The sequence below is a fragment of the Paraburkholderia sp. genome (assembly GCF_004298475.1).
GTDB classification, from domain to species: domain Bacteria; phylum Pseudomonadota; class Gammaproteobacteria; order Burkholderiales; family Burkholderiaceae; genus Paraburkholderia; species Paraburkholderia denitrificans.
In genome coordinates, this window is record NZ_SCRP01000033.1 from 69211 (window position 1) to 87729 (window position 18519).

The 18519-nt window shown below is 65.0% G+C and carries 16 protein-coding genes; 5 read left to right on the forward strand and 11 right to left on the reverse strand.

Annotated features, from left to right (window positions below; genetic code table 11):
• Window positions 1-24: 24 nt before the first annotated feature.
• Window positions 25-1407: an efflux RND transporter periplasmic adaptor subunit gene (locus EPN59_RS16665; protein ID WP_293034851.1), complete on the reverse strand. Its 1383-nt coding sequence runs from the start codon at window positions 1405-1407 to the stop codon at window positions 25-27.
• 32 nt (window positions 1408-1439) lie between these two features.
• Window positions 1440-2390 (reverse strand): alpha/beta hydrolase, encoded by a 951-nt coding sequence (locus EPN59_RS16670; RefSeq protein WP_293034853.1) that lies wholly within the window; start codon window positions 2388-2390, stop codon window positions 1440-1442.
• A gap of 163 nt (window positions 2391-2553) precedes the next feature.
• Here EPN59_RS16670 and EPN59_RS16675 point away from each other — a divergent pair, with 163 nt between their 5' ends.
• Window positions 2554-3558, forward strand: a complete 1005-nt coding sequence (locus EPN59_RS16675; protein ID WP_293034855.1) for a LysR family transcriptional regulator — start codon at window positions 2554-2556, stop codon at window positions 3556-3558.
• 394 nt (window positions 3559-3952) lie between these two features.
• On the opposite strand, the gene EPN59_RS16680 is transcribed toward EPN59_RS16675, so the two are convergent.
• Complete coding sequence (locus tag EPN59_RS16680) at window positions 3953-4864, reverse strand: cation diffusion facilitator family transporter (protein ID WP_293034857.1); 912 nt, start codon at window positions 4862-4864, stop codon at window positions 3953-3955.
• On the reverse strand, window positions 4861-5928 hold the full coding sequence (selD, locus tag EPN59_RS16685; RefSeq protein ID WP_293046401.1) for a selenide, water dikinase SelD: 1068 nt from the start codon (window positions 5926-5928) through the stop codon (window positions 4861-4863). The genes EPN59_RS16680 and selD overlap by 4 nt, the downstream gene beginning before the upstream one ends.
• 747 nt (window positions 5929-6675) lie before the next feature.
• Between selD and EPN59_RS16690 the strand changes: the two genes are divergently transcribed.
• Window positions 6676-8145 carry an acetate kinase gene (locus EPN59_RS16690; RefSeq protein WP_293046404.1) on the forward strand — a complete coding sequence of 490 codons (1470 nt, stop codon included), beginning with the start codon at window positions 6676-6678 and terminating at the stop codon, window positions 8143-8145.
• Window positions 8146-8183: 38 nt separating this feature from the next.
• On the opposite strand, the gene EPN59_RS16695 is transcribed toward EPN59_RS16690, so the two are convergent.
• The 7 genes from EPN59_RS16695 to EPN59_RS16725 form a co-directional block, all read right to left on the reverse strand.
• Window positions 8184-8936: a hypothetical protein gene (locus EPN59_RS16695; protein ID WP_293046407.1), complete on the reverse strand. Its 753-nt coding sequence runs from the start codon at window positions 8934-8936 to the stop codon at window positions 8184-8186.
• Between the two features lie 8 nt (window positions 8937-8944).
• Entirely contained in the window at window positions 8945-9643 is a 699-nt protein-coding gene (locus tag EPN59_RS16700; protein WP_293046410.1) for a C39 family peptidase, read from the reverse strand.
• A 4-nt stretch (window positions 9644-9647) separates the two neighbouring features.
• On the reverse strand, window positions 9648-10151 hold the full coding sequence (locus EPN59_RS16705) for a hypothetical protein (RefSeq protein WP_293046413.1): 504 nt from the start codon (window positions 10149-10151) through the stop codon (window positions 9648-9650).
• A gap of 198 nt (window positions 10152-10349) precedes the next feature.
• Window positions 10350-11585, reverse strand: coding sequence for a hypothetical protein (locus tag EPN59_RS16710; RefSeq protein WP_293046415.1), 1236 nt, complete (start codon window positions 11583-11585; stop codon window positions 10350-10352).
• Between the two features lie 15 nt (window positions 11586-11600).
• The gene (locus EPN59_RS16715) at window positions 11601-12830 is read right to left on the reverse strand and encodes a hypothetical protein (protein WP_293046418.1); all 1230 of its coding nucleotides are present in this window, start codon (window positions 12828-12830) and stop codon (window positions 11601-11603) included.
• A gap of 669 nt (window positions 12831-13499) precedes the next feature.
• Window positions 13500-14276, reverse strand: a complete 777-nt coding sequence (locus tag EPN59_RS16720) for an alpha/beta hydrolase (protein ID WP_293042443.1) — start codon at window positions 14274-14276, stop codon at window positions 13500-13502.
• On the reverse strand, window positions 14273-15319 hold the full coding sequence (locus tag EPN59_RS16725) for a M14 family zinc carboxypeptidase (RefSeq protein ID WP_293042440.1): 1047 nt from the start codon (window positions 15317-15319) through the stop codon (window positions 14273-14275). The genes EPN59_RS16720 and EPN59_RS16725 overlap by 4 nt, the downstream gene beginning before the upstream one ends.
• Window positions 15320-15644: 325 nt before the next feature.
• Here EPN59_RS16725 and phnC point away from each other — a divergent pair, with 325 nt between their 5' ends.
• The 3 genes from phnC to phnE are packed head-to-tail and all read left to right on the forward strand — an operon-like array spanning window position 15645 to window position 18358.
• Entirely contained in the window at window positions 15645-16505 is an 861-nt protein-coding gene (gene phnC, locus EPN59_RS16730; RefSeq protein ID WP_293042437.1) for a phosphonate ABC transporter ATP-binding protein, read from the forward strand.
• Between the two features lie 30 nt (window positions 16506-16535).
• Window positions 16536-17510: a phosphonate ABC transporter substrate-binding protein gene (gene phnD, locus EPN59_RS16735; RefSeq protein WP_293042435.1), complete on the forward strand. Its 975-nt coding sequence runs from the start codon at window positions 16536-16538 to the stop codon at window positions 17508-17510.
• Window positions 17507-18358, forward strand: coding sequence for a phosphonate ABC transporter, permease protein PhnE (gene phnE / locus EPN59_RS16740; RefSeq protein WP_293042432.1), 852 nt, complete (start codon window positions 17507-17509; stop codon window positions 18356-18358). The genes phnD and phnE overlap by 4 nt, the downstream gene beginning before the upstream one ends.
• Window positions 18359-18519: the final 161 nt, after the last annotated feature.

The window sequence follows — 18519 nt, forward strand, 5'->3', positions numbered from 1 at the left end:
ACATACGACGCCAGGACGCATGCCTCAGGAGGTCTTGCTGTCCTTCGTCCGGGCCGGTGTTTGCGCTGGCGTCTGCGCGGGCGTTTCTTTCTCAGCGGTCGCAACAGGCTGTGCGGGCTTCGCGGCGGAAGCGGCCTGCAAAGCACCCGGCGAAGCGGCCTGTGAAGCGGCCTGTGAAGCGCCCTGCGAAGCGGCGGCAAGCGGATCGGCGTCGTGCGTCCTGGCAAGCGACGAGGCGGCGTCGCCTTCGGGATCGCCATTCATCGGCACCGTGTGCGCGCGCACGGCCACGCCGGGACGCACACGCTGCGCGCCGTTCACCACGATGCGCTCGCCCTGCTGCAGACCGCCCACGATCACGCGCAAATTGCCCTGCTGTCCGCCGATCTGCACGGAGCGATACGTCACGTGGTCGCTCTTGTCGAGCACGTAGACGAACTTCTTGTCCTGGTCGGTGCCGATAGCGGTGTCGTCCACGAGCAGCGCCGGATGCGGGGCGCTGCCGCTCACCTTGATGCGCGCGTAGAGGCCCGGCACGAGCGTGCCGTCTGCGTTGTCGAAGCGCGCGCGCACGCGGATCGTGCCCGACGACGTGTTGAGCCGGTTGTCCACCGATTCGATCGCGCCCTTGCGCGAATAGCCCGATTCATTCGCGAGCCCAAGCTCCACCGGCATAGCCGAACCGTCCTTCATGCGGCTGATGTAGTCGAGGTAGGTCTGCTCGTCGGCGTCGAACCCGGCGTAAATCGGCGAAACCGAAACCAGCGTGGTCAGGGGCGTCGCGCCCGCGCCCGCCGACACCACGTTGCCCACGGTAATCTCCGCACGCGACACGCGCCCCGACACGGGCGCGACGATGCGCGTGTAGCCCAGGTTGATCTGCGCCGCTTCGAGCGCGGCCTGCGCGGCCTTCAGGTTCGCGCTCGCTTCGCGGGCGGCGTTCTGCTTTTCGTCATAGTCGCGCTTCGCGATGGCGTTGTCGGCGATCAAACGCTGCGCGCGTTCCCAGTCGCTCTGTGCGTAGCCCGTGCGCGCCTGTGCGGCGGCGAGCTGCGCAGCGGCCTGATCGACGGCCGCCTGATACGGACGCGGGTCGATCACGAACAGCGTATCGCCCTTCTTGACGAGCGCGCCGTCGCGGAAATTCACGGAAACGATCGTGCCCGAAACCTGCGGCCGGATATCGACTTTCTCGACGGCCTCCAGGCGGCCCGAGTAGCTCTGCCAGTCCGTGACGGTGCGCTGGATCACGGCGGCGACGTCCACTTCGGGCGCGCCTGGCGCTTCGGCGGCGGCGGCCGGTTGGGTTTCGAGGCGCATGGCAACGAGCGCGCCGAACCCTGCAACCACAACGACGGCCAGCGCCGCCATTGCGATACGCGTACGGGAAAACGATTTGAGTGACATGTCCGGCTCCACGAGAGTTGATTGAATGTTCTTTATCGTTTTGCACACGCCTCGAAGCAGCACTTGAAGAAGCGCACGGCTTCGCTGAGCGCGGCTTCGTACGCGACAAGCTGCGCGTGCGAGATGCTCGGATAGCGCACGACATTCGTGCGCACACCTGCCTCGATCAGGCGGCTCGCGTACTTTTCGGCCTCGATATGCAGTACGTCGTTTTGTGCGGTGACGATCAGCGTCGGCGGCAAACCCGCCAGCCGCGACGATTCGAGCGGCGCCGCGTACGGATGCATGCGCTGCGCCGCCTCGGGCAGATAGGCCCGATAGCACGCGGCGCATTCGCCTGCGGTGATGTCCGAACCGAGGCGGTGTTCGTCGCCGAGGCGTGTGAGGCTCGGATCGAGCATCGGCGCAAAGAGCGCCTGTGCGACGAGCTGCACGTCGCCGCGATCACGTCCGATGAATGCGAGCCCATTCGCAATCTGTCCGCCCGCGTCGTGACCGGCTGCCATCAAGCGCTTCGGGTTGCCGCCGAACGCGCGGGCGCGCGTGATGATCCACTGCGCGGCGCGATGCGCGTCTTCGGGCGCGGCCGGAAACGGAAACCGGGGCGCGAGCGAATAGTCGACTGAAACGACGAGCGCGGGCAGGTGCGAGGCGAAATAGCGCGACGCTTCGCTGCCGTCGTCGATCGTGCCGCGCACGAAACCGCCGCCGTGAAAATAAAGCAGAATCGGCAGCCCGCTCGCACCGGCTGGCCGGTAAAGACGCAAGCCGATTTTCTGCGCGTAGCCATCGATTTCGACGTCCGTCACCAGCAGGCCGTCCGTTGCCGCCGCCGCTGTTTCCACACCCGCCGCACCCGCCACACCCGCCGAAATCACGCCTGAACCCGCGGGCGCAGCCGGGCGAGGCGCGCCGGACGCCGGGTCTTTCTGAAGCGTGTCCCCGGCGCAGGCCGGCGAAGTCGAAGGCTTGAATGCATCCATGTCGAAACGGCGCAGTGCGCGAGATTAGATTCGAATGGTGCGCATTGTGAATTCGGCAAACATGCAAATAAATGCCTATAATCCGGCAACACAATTCGGCGCACCCGAACAATCTGTCGCTCCTTTTACGCGCGGCTCAGCCGAATTCTTACGGAGAATGGCAATGGACCGCCTGCAAGCCATGCAAGTGTTCACGCGAGTCGTCGACACCAACAGCTTTACGCGTGCAGCCGAAACGCTCGACATGCCGCGCGCTTCGGTCACGACGATCATTCAGAATCTCGAAGCATTTCTCGGCGTGCGCCTCATGCATCGCACGACGCGCCGCCTGTCACTCACGCCCGACGGCGCCGCGTATTACGAGCGCTGCGTGCGCATCCTCGCGGACGTCGAAGAAACCGAGATGACGTTCCAGGACCGCAATCGCAAGCCGCACGGCAAGCTGCGCATCGACATGCCGGGGTCGATCGGCCGGGCAATCGTGATCCCGTCGCTGTGCGAATTTCACACGCGCTACCCGGATATCGATTTGCAGCTCGGACTTACCGACCGGCCTGTGGATCTCTTGCAGGAAGGCGTCGATTGCGTCGTGCGCGTCGGCGCGCTGCAGGATTCGTCGCTCGTGGCGCGCCGCATCGGCCTTTTCGAAGGCGTCTCCTGCGCGTCGCCCGCCTATCTCGAGCGGCACGGCACGCCGCAGACGCTCGAAGACCTCAGAAACCACCGCGCCGTGAACTACTTTTCGAACCGCACCGGGCGCGTGATCGACTGGGCCTTCCTCGTCGGCGGCAAGGAAGTGGAAATCAAGCTCAGCAGCATCGTTTCGGTGAACGACGCCGATGCCTACGTCACCTGCGGCGTCGAAGGCTTCGGTCTGATCCAGCCCGCCCGCTACCAGGTGCTGCCGTATCTGAAATCGGGCGAACTCGTCGAAGTGCTGCCCGACTTCAAGCCGCTGCCCATGCCGATCTCGGCGGTCTATCCGCACAGCCGGCATCTGTCGCCGAAAGTGCGCGTGTTCGTCGACTGGATCGCCGAGGTGTTCGACCGCTGCCCGCTCTTGAGCGGACGCGCGTCGCTCGACAAAACCTGCACGATGCGCACGCTCGAAGAGCGCGAATCGGGCGCGGCCCTCGAAACGCCGGTCGTTACCGAGTGGGTCGCCTGATGCATGGCGCGCGCGCCGCACGGGGCTGATACGGCTGATACGCCGGCGCGCGCGCAACTGCGGAGCGCAACGACAAAGCGGATTGTTCCGGAATTTCAACAATTCAATTCACGACCCGCGCGTTGATCCCCGGCGCGCGCGCGCCTATAGTCCTCGTGTCGCTACGCGGCGTTCGCGTCCAGCCGGTTCATGGCCATGACGCTTCCCCACGGCCGTCATTCCGGATGACGAATCATCGAGGATGCAACATGAATTTCGTAGACCCTTCCGAACTCGATCAATGGGACAGGACAACTCCCGTCTGGACGCCGTTCCGGCATTGATCGCAAGACGCAAAAAGCCCGGCAATCACGTGATTACCGGGCTTTAAATCGACCCTCAGCCGCACCCGCAGTTACGCTCGGCGAGCCACGAAATCCGGCTCGAAAAACACCCAGCGCACTTGCGGGAATTTCGCCTGAAGGTCCGCTTCGATCACGTTGATCGCGGCAACCATCGCGCGGCTTTCGGCGTAATCGATCATCTCGGCCTGCACGGCCACGACGATCTCTTTACCCCATTGCAGCGTGATCAGATTGATGATGCCGCGGATCTCGCTGCGCGCGCGCAGGAACGCTTCTATTTCGCCGCGTATCTCGGGGCTCGCCGATTCGCCGACGATCATCGACTTCACCTCACGGGCAATCAGCCCCGCGATCGTCATCAGCAGCAGCCCGACGCCGATCGAGCCTAACGCATCCCATACCGGATTGCCGGTAACGACGGTCAGCAGCACGGCTGCGAACGCGATGGCAAGGCCGGCCAGCGCCGCGATGTCCTCGCCGGCCACGACGAGCAGATCCGATTCGCGCGTCTCGCGAAACCACCGCCACAGCGACTTCGTCGGCGCGCCCGCGCGGATCGCCCGCAGCGCGCCGATGAGCGAGAGCGTCTCCAGCACCACCGAAATGCCGAGCACGGCAATCGCCACATAGACATGCTGCAGCGGTTCGCGCGCGATCAACCGGTGAATGCCCTCGTACACCGAAAATGCGCCGCCCACGAAAAACAGCAGCAGCGCCACGAGCAGCGAATAGAAATTGATCGCGCGGCCCGAACCCATCGGGTGGAGCGGCGAAGGCGGCTTACGCGACTGGCGCAGACCGAACAGCAGCAACAGTTGATTGCCGCAGTCGGCGCTCGAATGGATCGCCTCGGCGAACATCGCGCCGGAGCCGGTGAGCGCCGACGCCGCGAACTTGATGACCGCGATGCCGGCGTTCGCCGCGAGTGCATAAACAATGGCTTTCGACGACTCCGCGCTCATGCGACCTCGACGCGCGCCGGGCCCGCGTCCAGTTCACCGATGATGCGGGCATCGGCAAAGCCGTCCGCATGCATGATCGCGAGCACGTCGGCGACACAGTCGGGCGCGCAGGCGATCAACAAGCCGCCCGACGTTTGCGGATCGGTGAGCAGCGCCTGCGCGACGACCGGCAGGTCGGCGCCAAGCTTCACACCGTCGCCGTACGAGGCCCAGTTGCGGCCCGATGCGCCCGTCAACACGCCGTCCGCCGCCAGCGCCTCGACGCCGGGCAAGAACGGCAGGTCCGCGTAGCGCACGCGCGCGGTCAACCCCGCGCCGCGCGCGATTTCGAGCGTGTGGCCAAGCAGGCCGAAGCCGGTCACGTCGGTCATCGCGTGCACGCCGTCGAAGGCGGCGAGCTTCGCGCCCGGCGTGTTGAGCTTCGTGGCGGCGGCGATCATCGCCTGGTATCCGGCAGCGTCGAGTCGTTCCTTCTTGAGCGCCGCCGAAAGCACGCCCACGCCGAGCGGCTTGCCGAGCACGAGCACGTCGCCCGCGCGCGCCGATGCGTTGCGCTTCACGCGGTCCGGATGCACGACGCCGATTGCGGCGAGCCCGTAAATCGGCTCGACCGAGTCGATCGAATGGCCGCCCGCGACCGGAATGCCCGCCGCCGCACAGACATCCTCGCCGCCGCGCAGCACTGCGGCAATCACGTCGTGCGGCAGCACGTTGATCGGCATGCCGACGAGCGCGAGCGCGAGGAGCGGCTTGCCGCCCATCGCGTAGATGTCCGAAAGCGCGTTCGTGGCGGCGATGCGGCCGAAGTCGTAAGGATCGTCGACGATCGGCATGAAGAAGTCGGTGGTCGCGACAATCGCCTGCTCGTCGTTGAGCTTGTAGACGGCGGCATCGTCGGCGGTTTCGGTGCCGACCAGCAGATTCGGAAAGGCTGCGGTAATCGGCGTGCTGCGCGCGAGCAGCGCGGAAAGCACGCCGGGGGCGATCTTGCAGCCGCAGCCGCCGCCGTGCGAAAGGCTGGTGAGACGCGGAGCGGCAGAAGGAGCAACGATTGGATCGGTCATGATGGGCGCGAGGCGAAATAGTTCGAGCCGATATTATGGCCAGTTCCGGCAGCCGCTGCACGCGTGCCCGCCATCTACCCATTCAACATGACGCGGGCATGTAGACACCATGTCGGCGCCATGACCGCACCATCGCGGCTCAGCCAATCAGAATTCCCCCGCGCGTATTCGACATCCGTGTCCAGCCAGTGCACAACCGCGTCTTCATTCTTCACTTACATGATTTCTTGCACAACTTTCTTGCACAACGATTGACGCCGCATCCTTCGATCAGCCTTGATTTACGTCATTCGGAATCAAAACGTGATCCCGGCATGTATCGAAACAAGCAGCGGCGCAAGCAGGACGAATTGTCGTAAGCCCGTGAAATGTGCCTGAAAAACAGTGCTTTTCTGTTATGTAGCGATCACAAGCCAGGGTTCATCAGCTTGGCAGGCAACAGCACATGCACTAGTCTTTCTGGAGTCCGCTGTTGGTCTCGCAAACAACGGAACGCCCGATAAAAAGCTTCCCAAAGTGCAGCACGGCAGTTTCGATCAACGCACAGTCCTGTCTCGCTGATGCGTCGTCTTGCTGATGTCTGCGCCCAAGCCGACGCGTCCACCCTTCATCGCACCGCAGGCCGGCGCGGGGTGGAAATCGTCGGAGACCGGCGTCGCCCGGCTTGCGGATTTTGCCGTGCGCGTTGGCTTGTTGCCGTAGCACCTCTCGGGGGAGAACCAGCAAGCCCAATCATGGAGAGACACCGTGAAGCGCGTGCCACTTCGTCGGATTCAAGCAATCAGTTACGCGACCCTCCTGCTCTTTAGCGTCACCGCCGAGGCTCAGTCGCTGGAAGACCAGACCGCCCAGGACAACATCACCACCCTGCGGCAGGAGCTCAACACCCGGATCAGGGAACTCGAAGCACTCAAGCACAAGCTCGCCGAAGAGGAGACCAATATCGGCCGGCTGAGCCACGCGCTCGACCGCAAGCAGCTCGAACTGCAGCGCGGCACGGGCGGCACGGATATGAACGGCCTTCCGGTGGGAACAACCGCGACCGGCGACGCAGCGGCGGCGGCCCAGGCCCCGACAACCGATCAGGCAGCCAGCGCGCAGGCCGCGGCGCCTGCCACGTCGCCCGCCACGAACGCGCCGGGCGATCAGAACGTGCCGGTGCAAGGCACGTCGCCCGGCGGCGTCACGTCGGCGCCGGTGGAAAACGGGCAAGCGGCAAACGGTCAAAATGCGCCGGTGGGCCAGGCGCCCGTCGTCGACACCCGTCCTCCCGCAGTCGCGCCGATCTTCGAGCAGCCCGGCGTGCTGACGCCAAGACACAAGTTCGTCGTCGAACCGTATTTCCAGTTCGCCTACTCGTCCGAGAACCAGCTTTCGCTCGTCGGCTACACGATCATCCCGGCGCTCCTGATCGGCCTCATCAACGTAAGCGAGGTGAAAACCACCACGCTCACGGGCGGCGTCGCAGTGCGCTACGGGATCACGAACCGGATGGAACTCGAAGTGCGCGTGCCGTACGTCTATCAGACCAACGATACGGTGGAGCGCCAGATCTTCACCGGTGCGGCGGCCAACAGCGTGATCAGCAGCAACGGCCATGGCATCGGCGACGTCGAAATGACGTTGCGCTATCAGTTCAATCAGGGCGGCCCGGAAAAGTTCTACTACGTCGGCTGGCTGCGCTTCAAGAGCGCAACGGGCAAGAGTCCGTTCGACGTCGTCACCGACTGCGTGACGACCTGCATCTCCAACACGACCGGCACCGGCCTGCCGTTGCAGCAACCGACCGGATCAGGCTTTTACGCGATCCAGCCGGGCCTCACCTGGCTGTTCCCGACCGACCCCGTGGTGTTCTTCGGCAACTTCAGCTATCTGCACAGCTTCGGCAAGAAGGAAAGCCTGACGCTGCTCAACGGCGCGACCGAGAACCTCGGCAAGGTTCAGCCGGGCGACATCTGGGGCTTCAACATCGGCATGGGTCTGGCGCTGAACGAGAAGGCCTCGGTCAGCATCGGCTATGACCAGAGCATCGTCTTGCCGACTTCGCAGGACGGACAGAGGGTGCCTGGGTCCGTGCGCGCGATACTCGGCACGCTGCTGATCGGCTATTCGTACCGGCTGTCGCCCTCGACGACGCTCAACTTCTCGCTCGGTGCGGGCCTCACACGCGATACGCCGGACCTCACGGTCACACTGCGCGTGCCGATTTCGTTCTGACCGGCTGCGCGCCTCACGCCCGCGCCCGCGCCTTGAACCTAGCGCGGGCGTACCGCGTTAATCAGCGCGCTGTTGATCGTCGCGCCCACGTTCTGCGCCTTGAACGGGCCAAGCGAGTTCACCGACGTATTGATCGTCGTGAGCGCCTGGATCAGCTGGTTGCTGAGCGTGTTCTGGATCACACCGCCCGTCAATCCCGGCAACGCGCCCGGCTGCACCGCGTTGCCGCTGCCGATCTGCACGAGTCCGCCCGTGCTGGCCGATGCGAGCGCCTGCGCCTGCTGCGCCGTCATCTTGCCGATATCGGGAATGTTGAAGCTGGTCGTCGACACCATGTTGCCGTTGACGAACGCGACGCGCTCGATGCCGAACGACACCTGCAACCCCGAGGGCAGATCGAAGCCGCCACGCATGTTGTCGAGTTGCTGGGGCGTCAGGGCGGACGCCGCGAGCGGTGCCCAGTCGGGATCGCTATACGCGGCATCCGTTTGCGGCGCGGCGATCGGATCGGCTTGCAGCCGTGAGGCAGGCACGTTCGACGCGAGGCCCGGCGACTCGTCCGCACGGGCCGGCAGATGCGTAACGTCGCCGCTGGAATCCGGCGTAGCCGCTGCGACCGGCGTGACCGCTGTAATCGGCGCATCGCTTTCGGCCAGCGCGCCGCCCGGCGTCATCACGCGCCCCTCGGTCACGGTGGGCGTATCCTGCTCGATCGCGCCCACGCCGAACGACGTCATCTGGCCGAACAGCACGGCAGCAATACCAGCAAGCCTTAGAGGTTGAGGTTTCATCGTCGTCCTCAGAATTCACCGGGGCCTAACTTCGGCACCACGACGCTAAACAGCCCCTCGCGGGAAATCCCGGTATAGAGCGGCGCATCGGGCGCGACGTGCCAGTCGCGCTCATCGTTGAATCTGGCCTGTGCGGGCTTGTTATGAATGACGAATACCACACGGTCCAGCCACTTCTGTTCGAAGTCCGCGCGCGACATGGCCCGGGTTCCCGTCGCCGGGTCGCCGATCAGCACGCGTCCGGCGCGCACGCCCTTGACGACCACGAAGTGGTGATAGCCATGCTCGACGATCAGGACGATCGCCAGAGTATGGGTCTGCTCGAGCTTGTCGAGCGGCACTTCGTAGCCATCCGCCTGAAAGCCGCGCGACGCGAGAAAATTGCGGATATCGAGCAGCGAAAACCCTTCGCGGCGGATCTTTTGCTGATCGCCGTTCTGGAACATCGTGACGAACGCCTGCTGCTCGGTGACTGGATAGTCGTACTGATAAGTGAGCAGCGTCGCCACCGCCGCCGAGCCGCAACTGAAGTCGTACTGCTGTTTGACGGTCCACTTGAAGCGGGCTTCTTTCAGGCTCGTCACGTGCAGGGCGTAGTACCCGCCGGCCGGATCGGTCACGTCGATGGGATCGGCGCGCGCCGCCGACGCGGCAAGCGTGCACGCGAAACCGCACGCGAGCGCAGCAGCCACGGCGAATCGCTTCATGGCTTCAGTTCCCGAAGCGCACGTTGAGCACAGTCGCGTTCTGGATCAGCACGTTGGCGCCGGTATTCTGGATCACCGTCGGCAGACCGCTCGAACTCGCGAACGAGCCTTCGGAGATCGTGTTGGAACCGGTCTCGACTCGCGTCGCGGAGTTGTTCGCCACTGCGCCGGTCAGATAATTCTGGCCGATCAATACGTCGCCGCCGCGGTGCTCGTCGAGTTGATCCGTCGTCATCGCCACGCCGAATTCGTCTTGCTTCGGCGGCGCGGCGGCTGTCGTCCCGCTCGCGGGCGGCGTTGCCGCGGCGCTCGTTTCGGGCATCCCCGCAGGCACACTCGCAGGCACACCCGCAGGCGCGGCCGACGGGAGCGTAAACAGGGATGCGGCAGGTTGCACGCCAACCTGCGCGGACGGCGTCTGCACCGCATCGTCCGCCTGCGCGCCGACACCGGGCAGTGCCAACGCGGTCGATACCAAGAGCAGCGAAATACTCCTTCGCGCTTGCATGGGCCTCTCCTTTGCCTGTGCGCGCCATGAGCCGTCCGGTCACGGAATGGCGCAAAACGGGCACGTTCAGGACCTCGGTCTCGCGGAAGTGGATGGCTGAAACGTCACTGTCCGCCGGACCTCGGTGCGGTAGCCGCGAGGCGCACTGGCGTACGCCCCGCGGTGGATCCCCCGGCATTCATGCATGACAAATCCGGCTCAGTGGCCGACGGTCAGGTTGGCCTGAACGGTGACGGCCTGTTGCGCAAGCGAAGCTGCACCGCTGTTCTGGCTCATGATCGAGATGCCCGCTGCCGACTGCGCCGCAGCCGTCATCGTGTTGCTCATATCGAACGTGCCAGCGTTCACTGTGTTGGTGCCGCCTGCTCCGCCAGCGCCACCGACTCCGCCGTTGCCCGTGCCGCCATTGCCCGTTGCACCTGCCGCGCCCGCTACGCCTGCTGCCCCAGCTGCACCCGTACCGCCGGTTGCGCTGCCGTTGCTCGCAGTCGTCGTTGCGCTGCCGTTGCTGCCGCTGCCGCCGGTGCCCGATCCGCCAGCACCGCCAGCGCCGCCCGTGGCCAGGGCTGCGCCGCCCGCGCCGCCCGTGCCGCTGCCGTTACCGCCGGAGGCCGTGGTCGTGCCGGTCGCCGCCGCGCCGCCCGCTGCCGTGGCAGCACCGCCTGCCCCGGCACCCGAGCCGCCCGCCCCGCCGCCACCGCCGGTACCGCCAGCGGAGATCGCGTCAGCGACGGACCCCGTGCCGGCCAGTGCACCGCCACCGTTACCGCCATGCCCGCCGTGGCCGCCGCTGCCGCCGTTGCCGCTGTTGCTGCCGCCGACGCCGATCGCGAAGCCGCCTGCCGCCCCGCTGCCCGCCACCGCCAGCCCGCCGGAGCCATGACCGTCACCGCCCTGCGTACCGCCTGCAGATGCGGTGCCGCCATCGCCGCCGGCACCACCCAAGCCGTTGCCGGCCGTGGCGCTGCCGTTCTTGACGCTACCGGCCTTGGCGCTGCCGTTCAGGGCTGTACCGCCGTTGCCGCCGTTGCCGCTGGCACCGGCGTTGCCGCCGTTGCCGCCGACACCCGCGCCACCGTAGCCCGCACCCGCCGCGCCAGCCGAACCGCCTGAAGCACTACCGAAGTTCGTAGCGACGTTGCCGATGTTCGTCACGCCAAGGTGACTGACCGAGCCGTTCAGCTTGCTCAGTGCGACAGCCTTGCTGCTATTGAAGGAGTCCTGTTGCAGAGTCGCCCAGGAGGCCACTTCGTTGGCATTGCTGCCTGATCCGGAAGCGGTCTGGGCATTCGACGCGCTGGCCGTCAGCGAATTGGCCCCGCTCTTCGAGTTCTGGTCGCAGGAACCCGTGTTGTCGCTGCAGGGGTTAGCCATCGCAAAGCTGCTGAAGCCTAATGCCAGCGCCGCAGCGGCCGCCATCAGAGTTCGTTGCATAAGACCTCCCGATGGCTAGTGGCCCACAGTCAGGTTCGCCTGCACCGTAACGGCCTGTTGCACGAGCGAAGCCGCGCCGCTGTTCTGGCTCATGACGACGATGCCCGCTGCCGACTGCGCAGCGCCCGTCATGGCGTTGGCCATGTCGAACGTGCCGGCGTTGACCGAGTTGGTACCGCCAGCGCCGCCTGCGCCACCGACCGCGCCGTTGCCGACGCCACCGTTGCCCACGCCGCCCGCGCCGCCTGCACCGCCCACTGCACCGCCTGCACCGACACCTGCCGTCGCGCTGCCGTTCGAGGCCACGCTCGCCGCGCCGCCGTTGGCCGCGCTGCCGCCCGTGCCCGCGCCGCCAGCCGCGCCTGCGCCAGCCGAAGCCGTCGCCGCACCGCCTGCACCGCCGCTGCCCGTGCCCGTGCCGCCCGTGCCGGAAGTCGAACCGGTCGTCGCCGCGCCGCCCGTGCCGCTGGCTGCGCCACCCGCGCCGCCGCCAGCCGCGCCGGCATTGCCTGCGCCGCCCGCACCGCCAGCCGAAGTCGACGTTGCAACCGACGTGTTGCCGGCACTCGCGCCGCCGCCTGCGCCACCGGCTCCGCCTGCTCCGCCGCTGCCGCCGTTGCCGCCGTTGTTGCCGCCACCCGCACCAGCGAAGCCGCCCAGCGCTACGCCAACGCCCGCGGCCCATCCGCCGTGACCGCTGCCGTTGCCACCCTGCGTGCCGCCAGCGTGTGCGTTGCCGCCGTTTCCGCCGTCGCCCGCGTAGCCCGAACCGGCCGTCGCGCTGCCGTTGGTGGACTTGCCGGCCGTGGCGCTGCCGTTCGTTGCGTTACCGCCCGAACCGCCCGCACCACCGGCGCCGCCATTGCCGCCGTTACCGCCGATGCCGATGCCGCCATAGCCCGCACCGCCAGCGCCACCCTTACCGCCTCTCGCGCTACCGTAGTTGGTCGCGTAATTGCCGATACCGGAAACACCAACGTTGGCGACGTAGCCGTCGAGCTTGCTCAACGCCACTACCCTCGTACTGTTGTTGGAGTCTTGCCAGACGCTCGCACCCGATGCGATTTCATTGGCGTTGCTGCCGCCTGCCGTTTGGGTGGAGGTTGCCGCGCTAGTCAGGGAGTTCGCTCCCGACGTAGACGACTGATCACAAGCCTTGGAGTTGTCACTGCATGGATTTGCCATTGCGTACCCACTGAACCCCAGGGCCAGGGCTGCAGCGGTCGCCAGTATTGTCATTCGCATGGGATCCTCCTTGTTGATGAAGGGGCGGCTTGGCCAGATTGCGCCAATCCGGCTCGCTTCACGCACAGGACATGCCATGCACTTACGTACTTGAATTCACAAAGGAAAGCGGCGTTTCCGGCGGGTTCCGGAAAGCGCGCAGGATGCGTTACAGGCCTTTATGTTTCAGGACTGAAACAAATATATCAATGCCGCACTGCTGCGCAGTGGGTGTGCATTCACAAAATTCTTTAAATTCAATTAATTATCTTTTTCATATGAAATAAAAACAGCTTCATGAAAAACGTTTCGCTTTTTTATCATTCTTTCAGGCAATTCAGCATCAATCTTGTCTGATTATAATTGTTATATAACAGAATGCCCCTCCCGCTACAGGCAATACGGCCCAGGAGTCATATAAACCGGGCTATCCTGCCGACCGGACGAGCGACCGTAAAACGTATCTTTTGCGATTTCGCATCGCCATCATGAATTCAAAATTCGACTGAAGATAGTACGTAAATAAACCTCAACTCCATCTCATTCTTCATGCCATTAAATTTAACACCAATGTGACAGCTAACGTCAATTCATTACGTGCGTACGCACACAATAATTGCAAATATACAGACAAGGAAATGTTCAATAACCAGTTGCGCGATTAATCTTGTTATCGGAGCAGACCGGTTATCAAACGTGGCGCAGGCGCTCGCCGGCCAGTTCGGCCTGCCAGTTGCCGACCATGGTGCTGGTCCAGTGCGGATCGTCATGCGGCAGATCGTGTCCGGCCGATGGATGCTGGTGGTGGCGCGCCTGCCACGCGGCGGCAAGGCTCGCCGAGCAGGCGGGGTTCACGAGCCGGTCCTGTCGCGACGACAGCAACAGCAACGGGCACGCAGGCGCACGCGGCGCGGCGCGAAATCGTGCCGCCGCAACGAGCTGGCGAAGCGCATTGCCGCGGCTGACCGGCGCGCTTTCCCGGATCGCCGTCCAGGCGGCGAGATCGGCATCGAGCGATGCGCGGCGGTTGCAGGTGATGCGGTGAATCACGGTTTCCGCGGCAAGCGCGTCGCGCCAGCACACGGCCAGCCGGATCAGATCGGGCCAGCGCTGCGGGCGCAGCCGCTCCCACGCGTAACTGAAAGGCCGCATGCTCGTATTGATCAACACAAGTTGCGCGACCTCACGCGGATACGTCTGCGCCCAGGCCGTCGCCACCATGCCGCCGAGCGACATGGCCAGGATGCGGTACGGCGGCGGCGCCCCCTGCTGCAGGGCTGCGGCCCGCACGAACGCCACCATCTCCTCCACCGAAAGCGGCGCGGGCAACGTTGCATGAACACCATTGCCCGGCAGGTCGAGCGTCAGCATCCGCCCGGCGGGCGCCGCGTCGCCGAGCAAATCCGGCAAGCGCCCCCAGTGCCGGCTTTCCCGTGTCAGCCCGCGCAGCAGGATCCATGTGCTCATACGCGGGCCTTGTCCCCGTCCCGGTGATACCAGTGTTCGATTGCGCGGTGCAGCAACTGCTGACGGTCCTGCCCCTGCGGTAGCCAGCGCTGCGCGGAATACGCGGCGCGCGTGAGGAACTCCATCAGGTTTGCATGACGCCGCAGCACGCGCGCGGTGCGGTGCGCCTTCACGGGATTGAACATGCCCTGACGCGAAAAAATCTGCCTCGGGTTCTTCTTGATCCACAACCACGAGCCGAGTTCGAGCGTGAGCGGCAAGAACACGTTTTGCTCGGGCGCGTGATCGTAAGCGAAGTCCCACAGATCGCCGTGCAGCAGATATTGATGGCTCTGCGGCTCGAACGTGTAGCCGTGGTGCGGATGCGCGTGCTCGAACATCTGCTTGAGCACGTACATCTCCGGCAGATGGCGCATGAGCTGGCGCGTGCGCGCGTAGGGAAACCAGATGCTGTCGCTCCATCCGTAGCCCGAATGGCAGTCGAGTGCGAAGCTGAGCGGGCGGCTCGCCAGTTCTTCTTCGACAATCTTCAGCAGCGCCGCCGCCTCGATCTCCAGCGGCGCACCGCGCCGCCCGCGATACCACGGCAGCCACGGGCCGACACGCTGACCGCCCGCGAGAAACGGCACGTGCCCGTCGGCGTTCTGCGGCGCGTTGCGCATCAGGTCAATCCTGTTCGGATTCGCCCGCGTGGCGAGCCACATGCCGCCGGGGTTGACGATCGGGCAGCAATAAATCCGGATTGATTCAAGGGTGTAGGCGAGAACCTCGTCCCACGCGAGCCGCTCGACGAGCGCCCGCATGTAGTCGAGCACGAGCTGCGAGCCGATACGCTCCAGTCCGTGAATGCCGCCGAATAACGCCACCGCAGGGGCCTGCGGGTCGGTCGAGCCGACCGATGCAACCAGGATCTCGAACTTGCGCCCTCGCACCTCGACCGTGGCCAGGCTGCGCGTGTCGAACCACCGCGCCCCCTCGTCAAGTAGCGTCTTCAGGTCCTCGTATTCCTCGAAGCTGTCGGGCAGAAAGCCAAGAGCCTGCATGGAACGTTGCTCGCTCAAAGGAAGGGCCGCATTTGCGGTGACAGTGGGCCGCGCTTCCCGCCAATATAGCCCCTCCATATGACTGTCGTGCATCGGAAATGCTGGCGGGTGCACCGGGATCCGACTATGCGCCGGCGTCGCCGGCCATGCGCTTTCGGCGACCGGTCGAGGGTCGAGGGTCGAGCGGCGCTCGCAGCCGCCGTCAGGTTCATGAAGTCGTCTAGACATTACAAACCTTTCACCCAGCCGTCATAGTCGTTTTCTAGAATGGCCCGACTCAGCTACACAACGACTCCGCGTCTCACGCCCGACTCTCCTGATTAATATGGACGCCATACGAATCGAACGACTCTCAAAGACCTTTGCGAACGGCCGCAAAGCGCTCGACGATATCGACCTGCGTATCGGCACCGGCGAAATGGTGGCTCTGATCGGCGCTTCGGGATCGGGCAAATCCACGCTCCTGCGGCATGTCTCCGGTTTCATCGCCGCCGACCAGCAACCTTCGCATATCGAAATATTCGGCCGTCCCATTCAGAAAAACGGCCGCATCGTGCGCGAGGTGCGCAACATCCGCCGCGATGTCGGCTTCGTGTTCCAGCAGTTCAATCTCGTGCACCGGCTCACGGTGGAAACGAACGTGCTGATCGGCGCACTCGCGCGGCTGCCGCTGTGGTGCCGCCTGAGCGGATGCTTTCCGCGCAGCGAGCGCGAGCTGGCGTTCGCCGCGCTCGAGGAAGTCGGCATCAGCGACAAGGCGCGCGAACGCGCCGCGGATCTCTCGGGCGGCCAGCAGCAGCGCGCGGCCATCGCGCGCGTGCTCGTGCAGCACGCGCGCCTCATTCTCGCCGACGAACCGATCGCCTCGCTCGACCCCGAATCGTCGCGCCGCGTCATGGACCTGCTCACGATGCTCAACCGCCAGCACCGGCTGACCGTGGTCGTATCGCTGCATCAGGTCGATATCGCCATGCAGTACTGCACGCGCACGGTCGCGCTGCGCGACGGCCGCATCGTCTACGACGGCCCGAGCGCGGCGCTCACGCCCGCGCTGCTGCAACAGCTTTACGGCAGCGCCGCGCGCGAACTGCTCGACCCTGCAGCACCTCCCGCGCCCGCGGCTTCCGCGGACGCCCACCGCTTCGCCGAACAGCCTCAACAGCCCGGACAACCCGAAGCAGCCTGAACCAATTTCCCTCAACGTGGACTTCAAGCCATGAAACTGTTCCGCTCCCTGCTCGCGGCGAGCGCCGCGTGTCTCGCCTTTGCCGGCTCCGCAGCGCACGCCGAAGACCTGAACTTCGGCATCATTTCGACGGATTCGTCGGCGGTGCTCAAAAAGGTCTGGCAACCGTTCATCGACGATCTCAACCGCAAGACCGGCCTGCAGGTCAAGCCGTTCTTCGCCACCGACTACGCCGGCATCATCGAAGCGATGCGCTTCAACAAGGTCCAGCTCGGCTACTTCGGCAACGCATCGGCGATGCAAGCCGTCGACCGCTCGAACGGCGAAGTCTTCGCGAAGGTGCTCTCCGCCAACGGCGACGCGGGCTACAAGTCTGTGCTGATCACCAACGTCAACAGCCGGTTCAAGACGCTCGACGACGTATTCAAGAATACGAAGAACGTGACGCTCGGCTACGGCGATCCGAACTCGACCTCAGGCACGCTGGTGCCGGGTTACTACCTGTTCGCGCAGCGCAACGTGGTAGTCAACGCGACGACCTTCAAGACCGTGCTGCCGGCGAATCACGAATCAAACCTGCTCGCCGTGGTCAACAACAAAATCGATATCGCCACCAACAATACGATCACGCTCGACACGCTGGAGCACACGCATCCGGATCGCTTCAAGAAGGTGCGCGTGCTGTGGACCTCGCCGGTTATCCCGTCGGACCCGCTCGTGTACCGCAAGGATCTGCCTGAAGCGACGAAGCAGAAACTGCGCGACTTCTTCTACGGCTATGCGAAGACCGATCCGAACGAGAAGAAGATCATGGCCGACATCACGGGCTTTGCCGGCTTCGCACCCTCGACGGATGCGCAGTTGAACCCCGTCCGCCAGATCTCGCTGTTCAAGGACAAACAGAAGATCGAGGCCAATACGAGCCTGGCCGCCGACGACCGCAAGAACCAGCTCGCCGCCATCGACGCGAAGATCAGCGCGCTCGCCGCTGAATCGAAGCAATGAGCGTGACTCACCCCGACGGCGCGCGCGCGGCGGCCACGGCAGGCGCCGTGCCTGACGCCGTGCGCGCGCGGTACGCCCTGGCAGTCCAGTCCGAGAAGCGCAGCTGGCGCTCGCTCGCGGGCTGGGCGCTCGTGTTCGTGCTGCTCGGCGCAACCTGGCGCGGCGCGGACATGTGCCCGCTCGACCTGTTCGCCGACACCGCGAGCATGGGCGAATTCGCGCGCGACTTCTTCCCGCCGAACTTCTCCGAGTGGCGCTTCTATGTCCACGAGATGGGCGTGACGCTCGCCATTGCGCTGTGGGGCACGGCGCTCGCCATCGTCTGCGCAGTGCCGTTCGGGCTCATGTCGGCGCAGAATCTTGCGCCCGCATGGATCCGCCATCCGGTTCGCCGCGTGATGGACGCATGCCGCGCGATCAATGAGATGGTGTTCGCGATGCTGTTCATCGTCGCGGTGGGGCTCGGCCCGTTCGCGGGCGTGCTGGCGCTGTGGGTCCACACGACGGGCGTGCTGGCCAAGCTCTTTGCGGAAGCCGTCGAAGCCAGCGACCCGCGTCCGGTCGAAGGCGTGCGCGCGACGGGCGCGAATCCGCTCGACGAAATCATCTACGGCGTGCTGCCGCAGGTGACGCCGCTGTGGATCTCGTACGCGCTCTACCGCTTCGAATCGAACGTGCGCTCGGCGATGGTGGTGGGCATGGTCGGCGCGGGCGGCATCGGCGTCGTGCTGTACGAGAAAATCCGTTCGTTCGACTACGCACAGACCTGCACGGTGCTCATCATGGTGATCGCCGTGGTCACGGTCATCGACCTCTTCTCCGCCTGGCTGCGCGAACGCGTGATCTGAACGCGTTTCGCTGCCTCTGCCTCTTCAAACGCACGCGGGCATGCGCCGATGCCCAACACGGCCGATCTCGAGCAGTACGTGTACTACACGCTGCTCGTCAACCCGGATTTCGACAAACATCCTGCGGTGCAGCGCATTGTCGGGGAAACGCAGGGGAAACC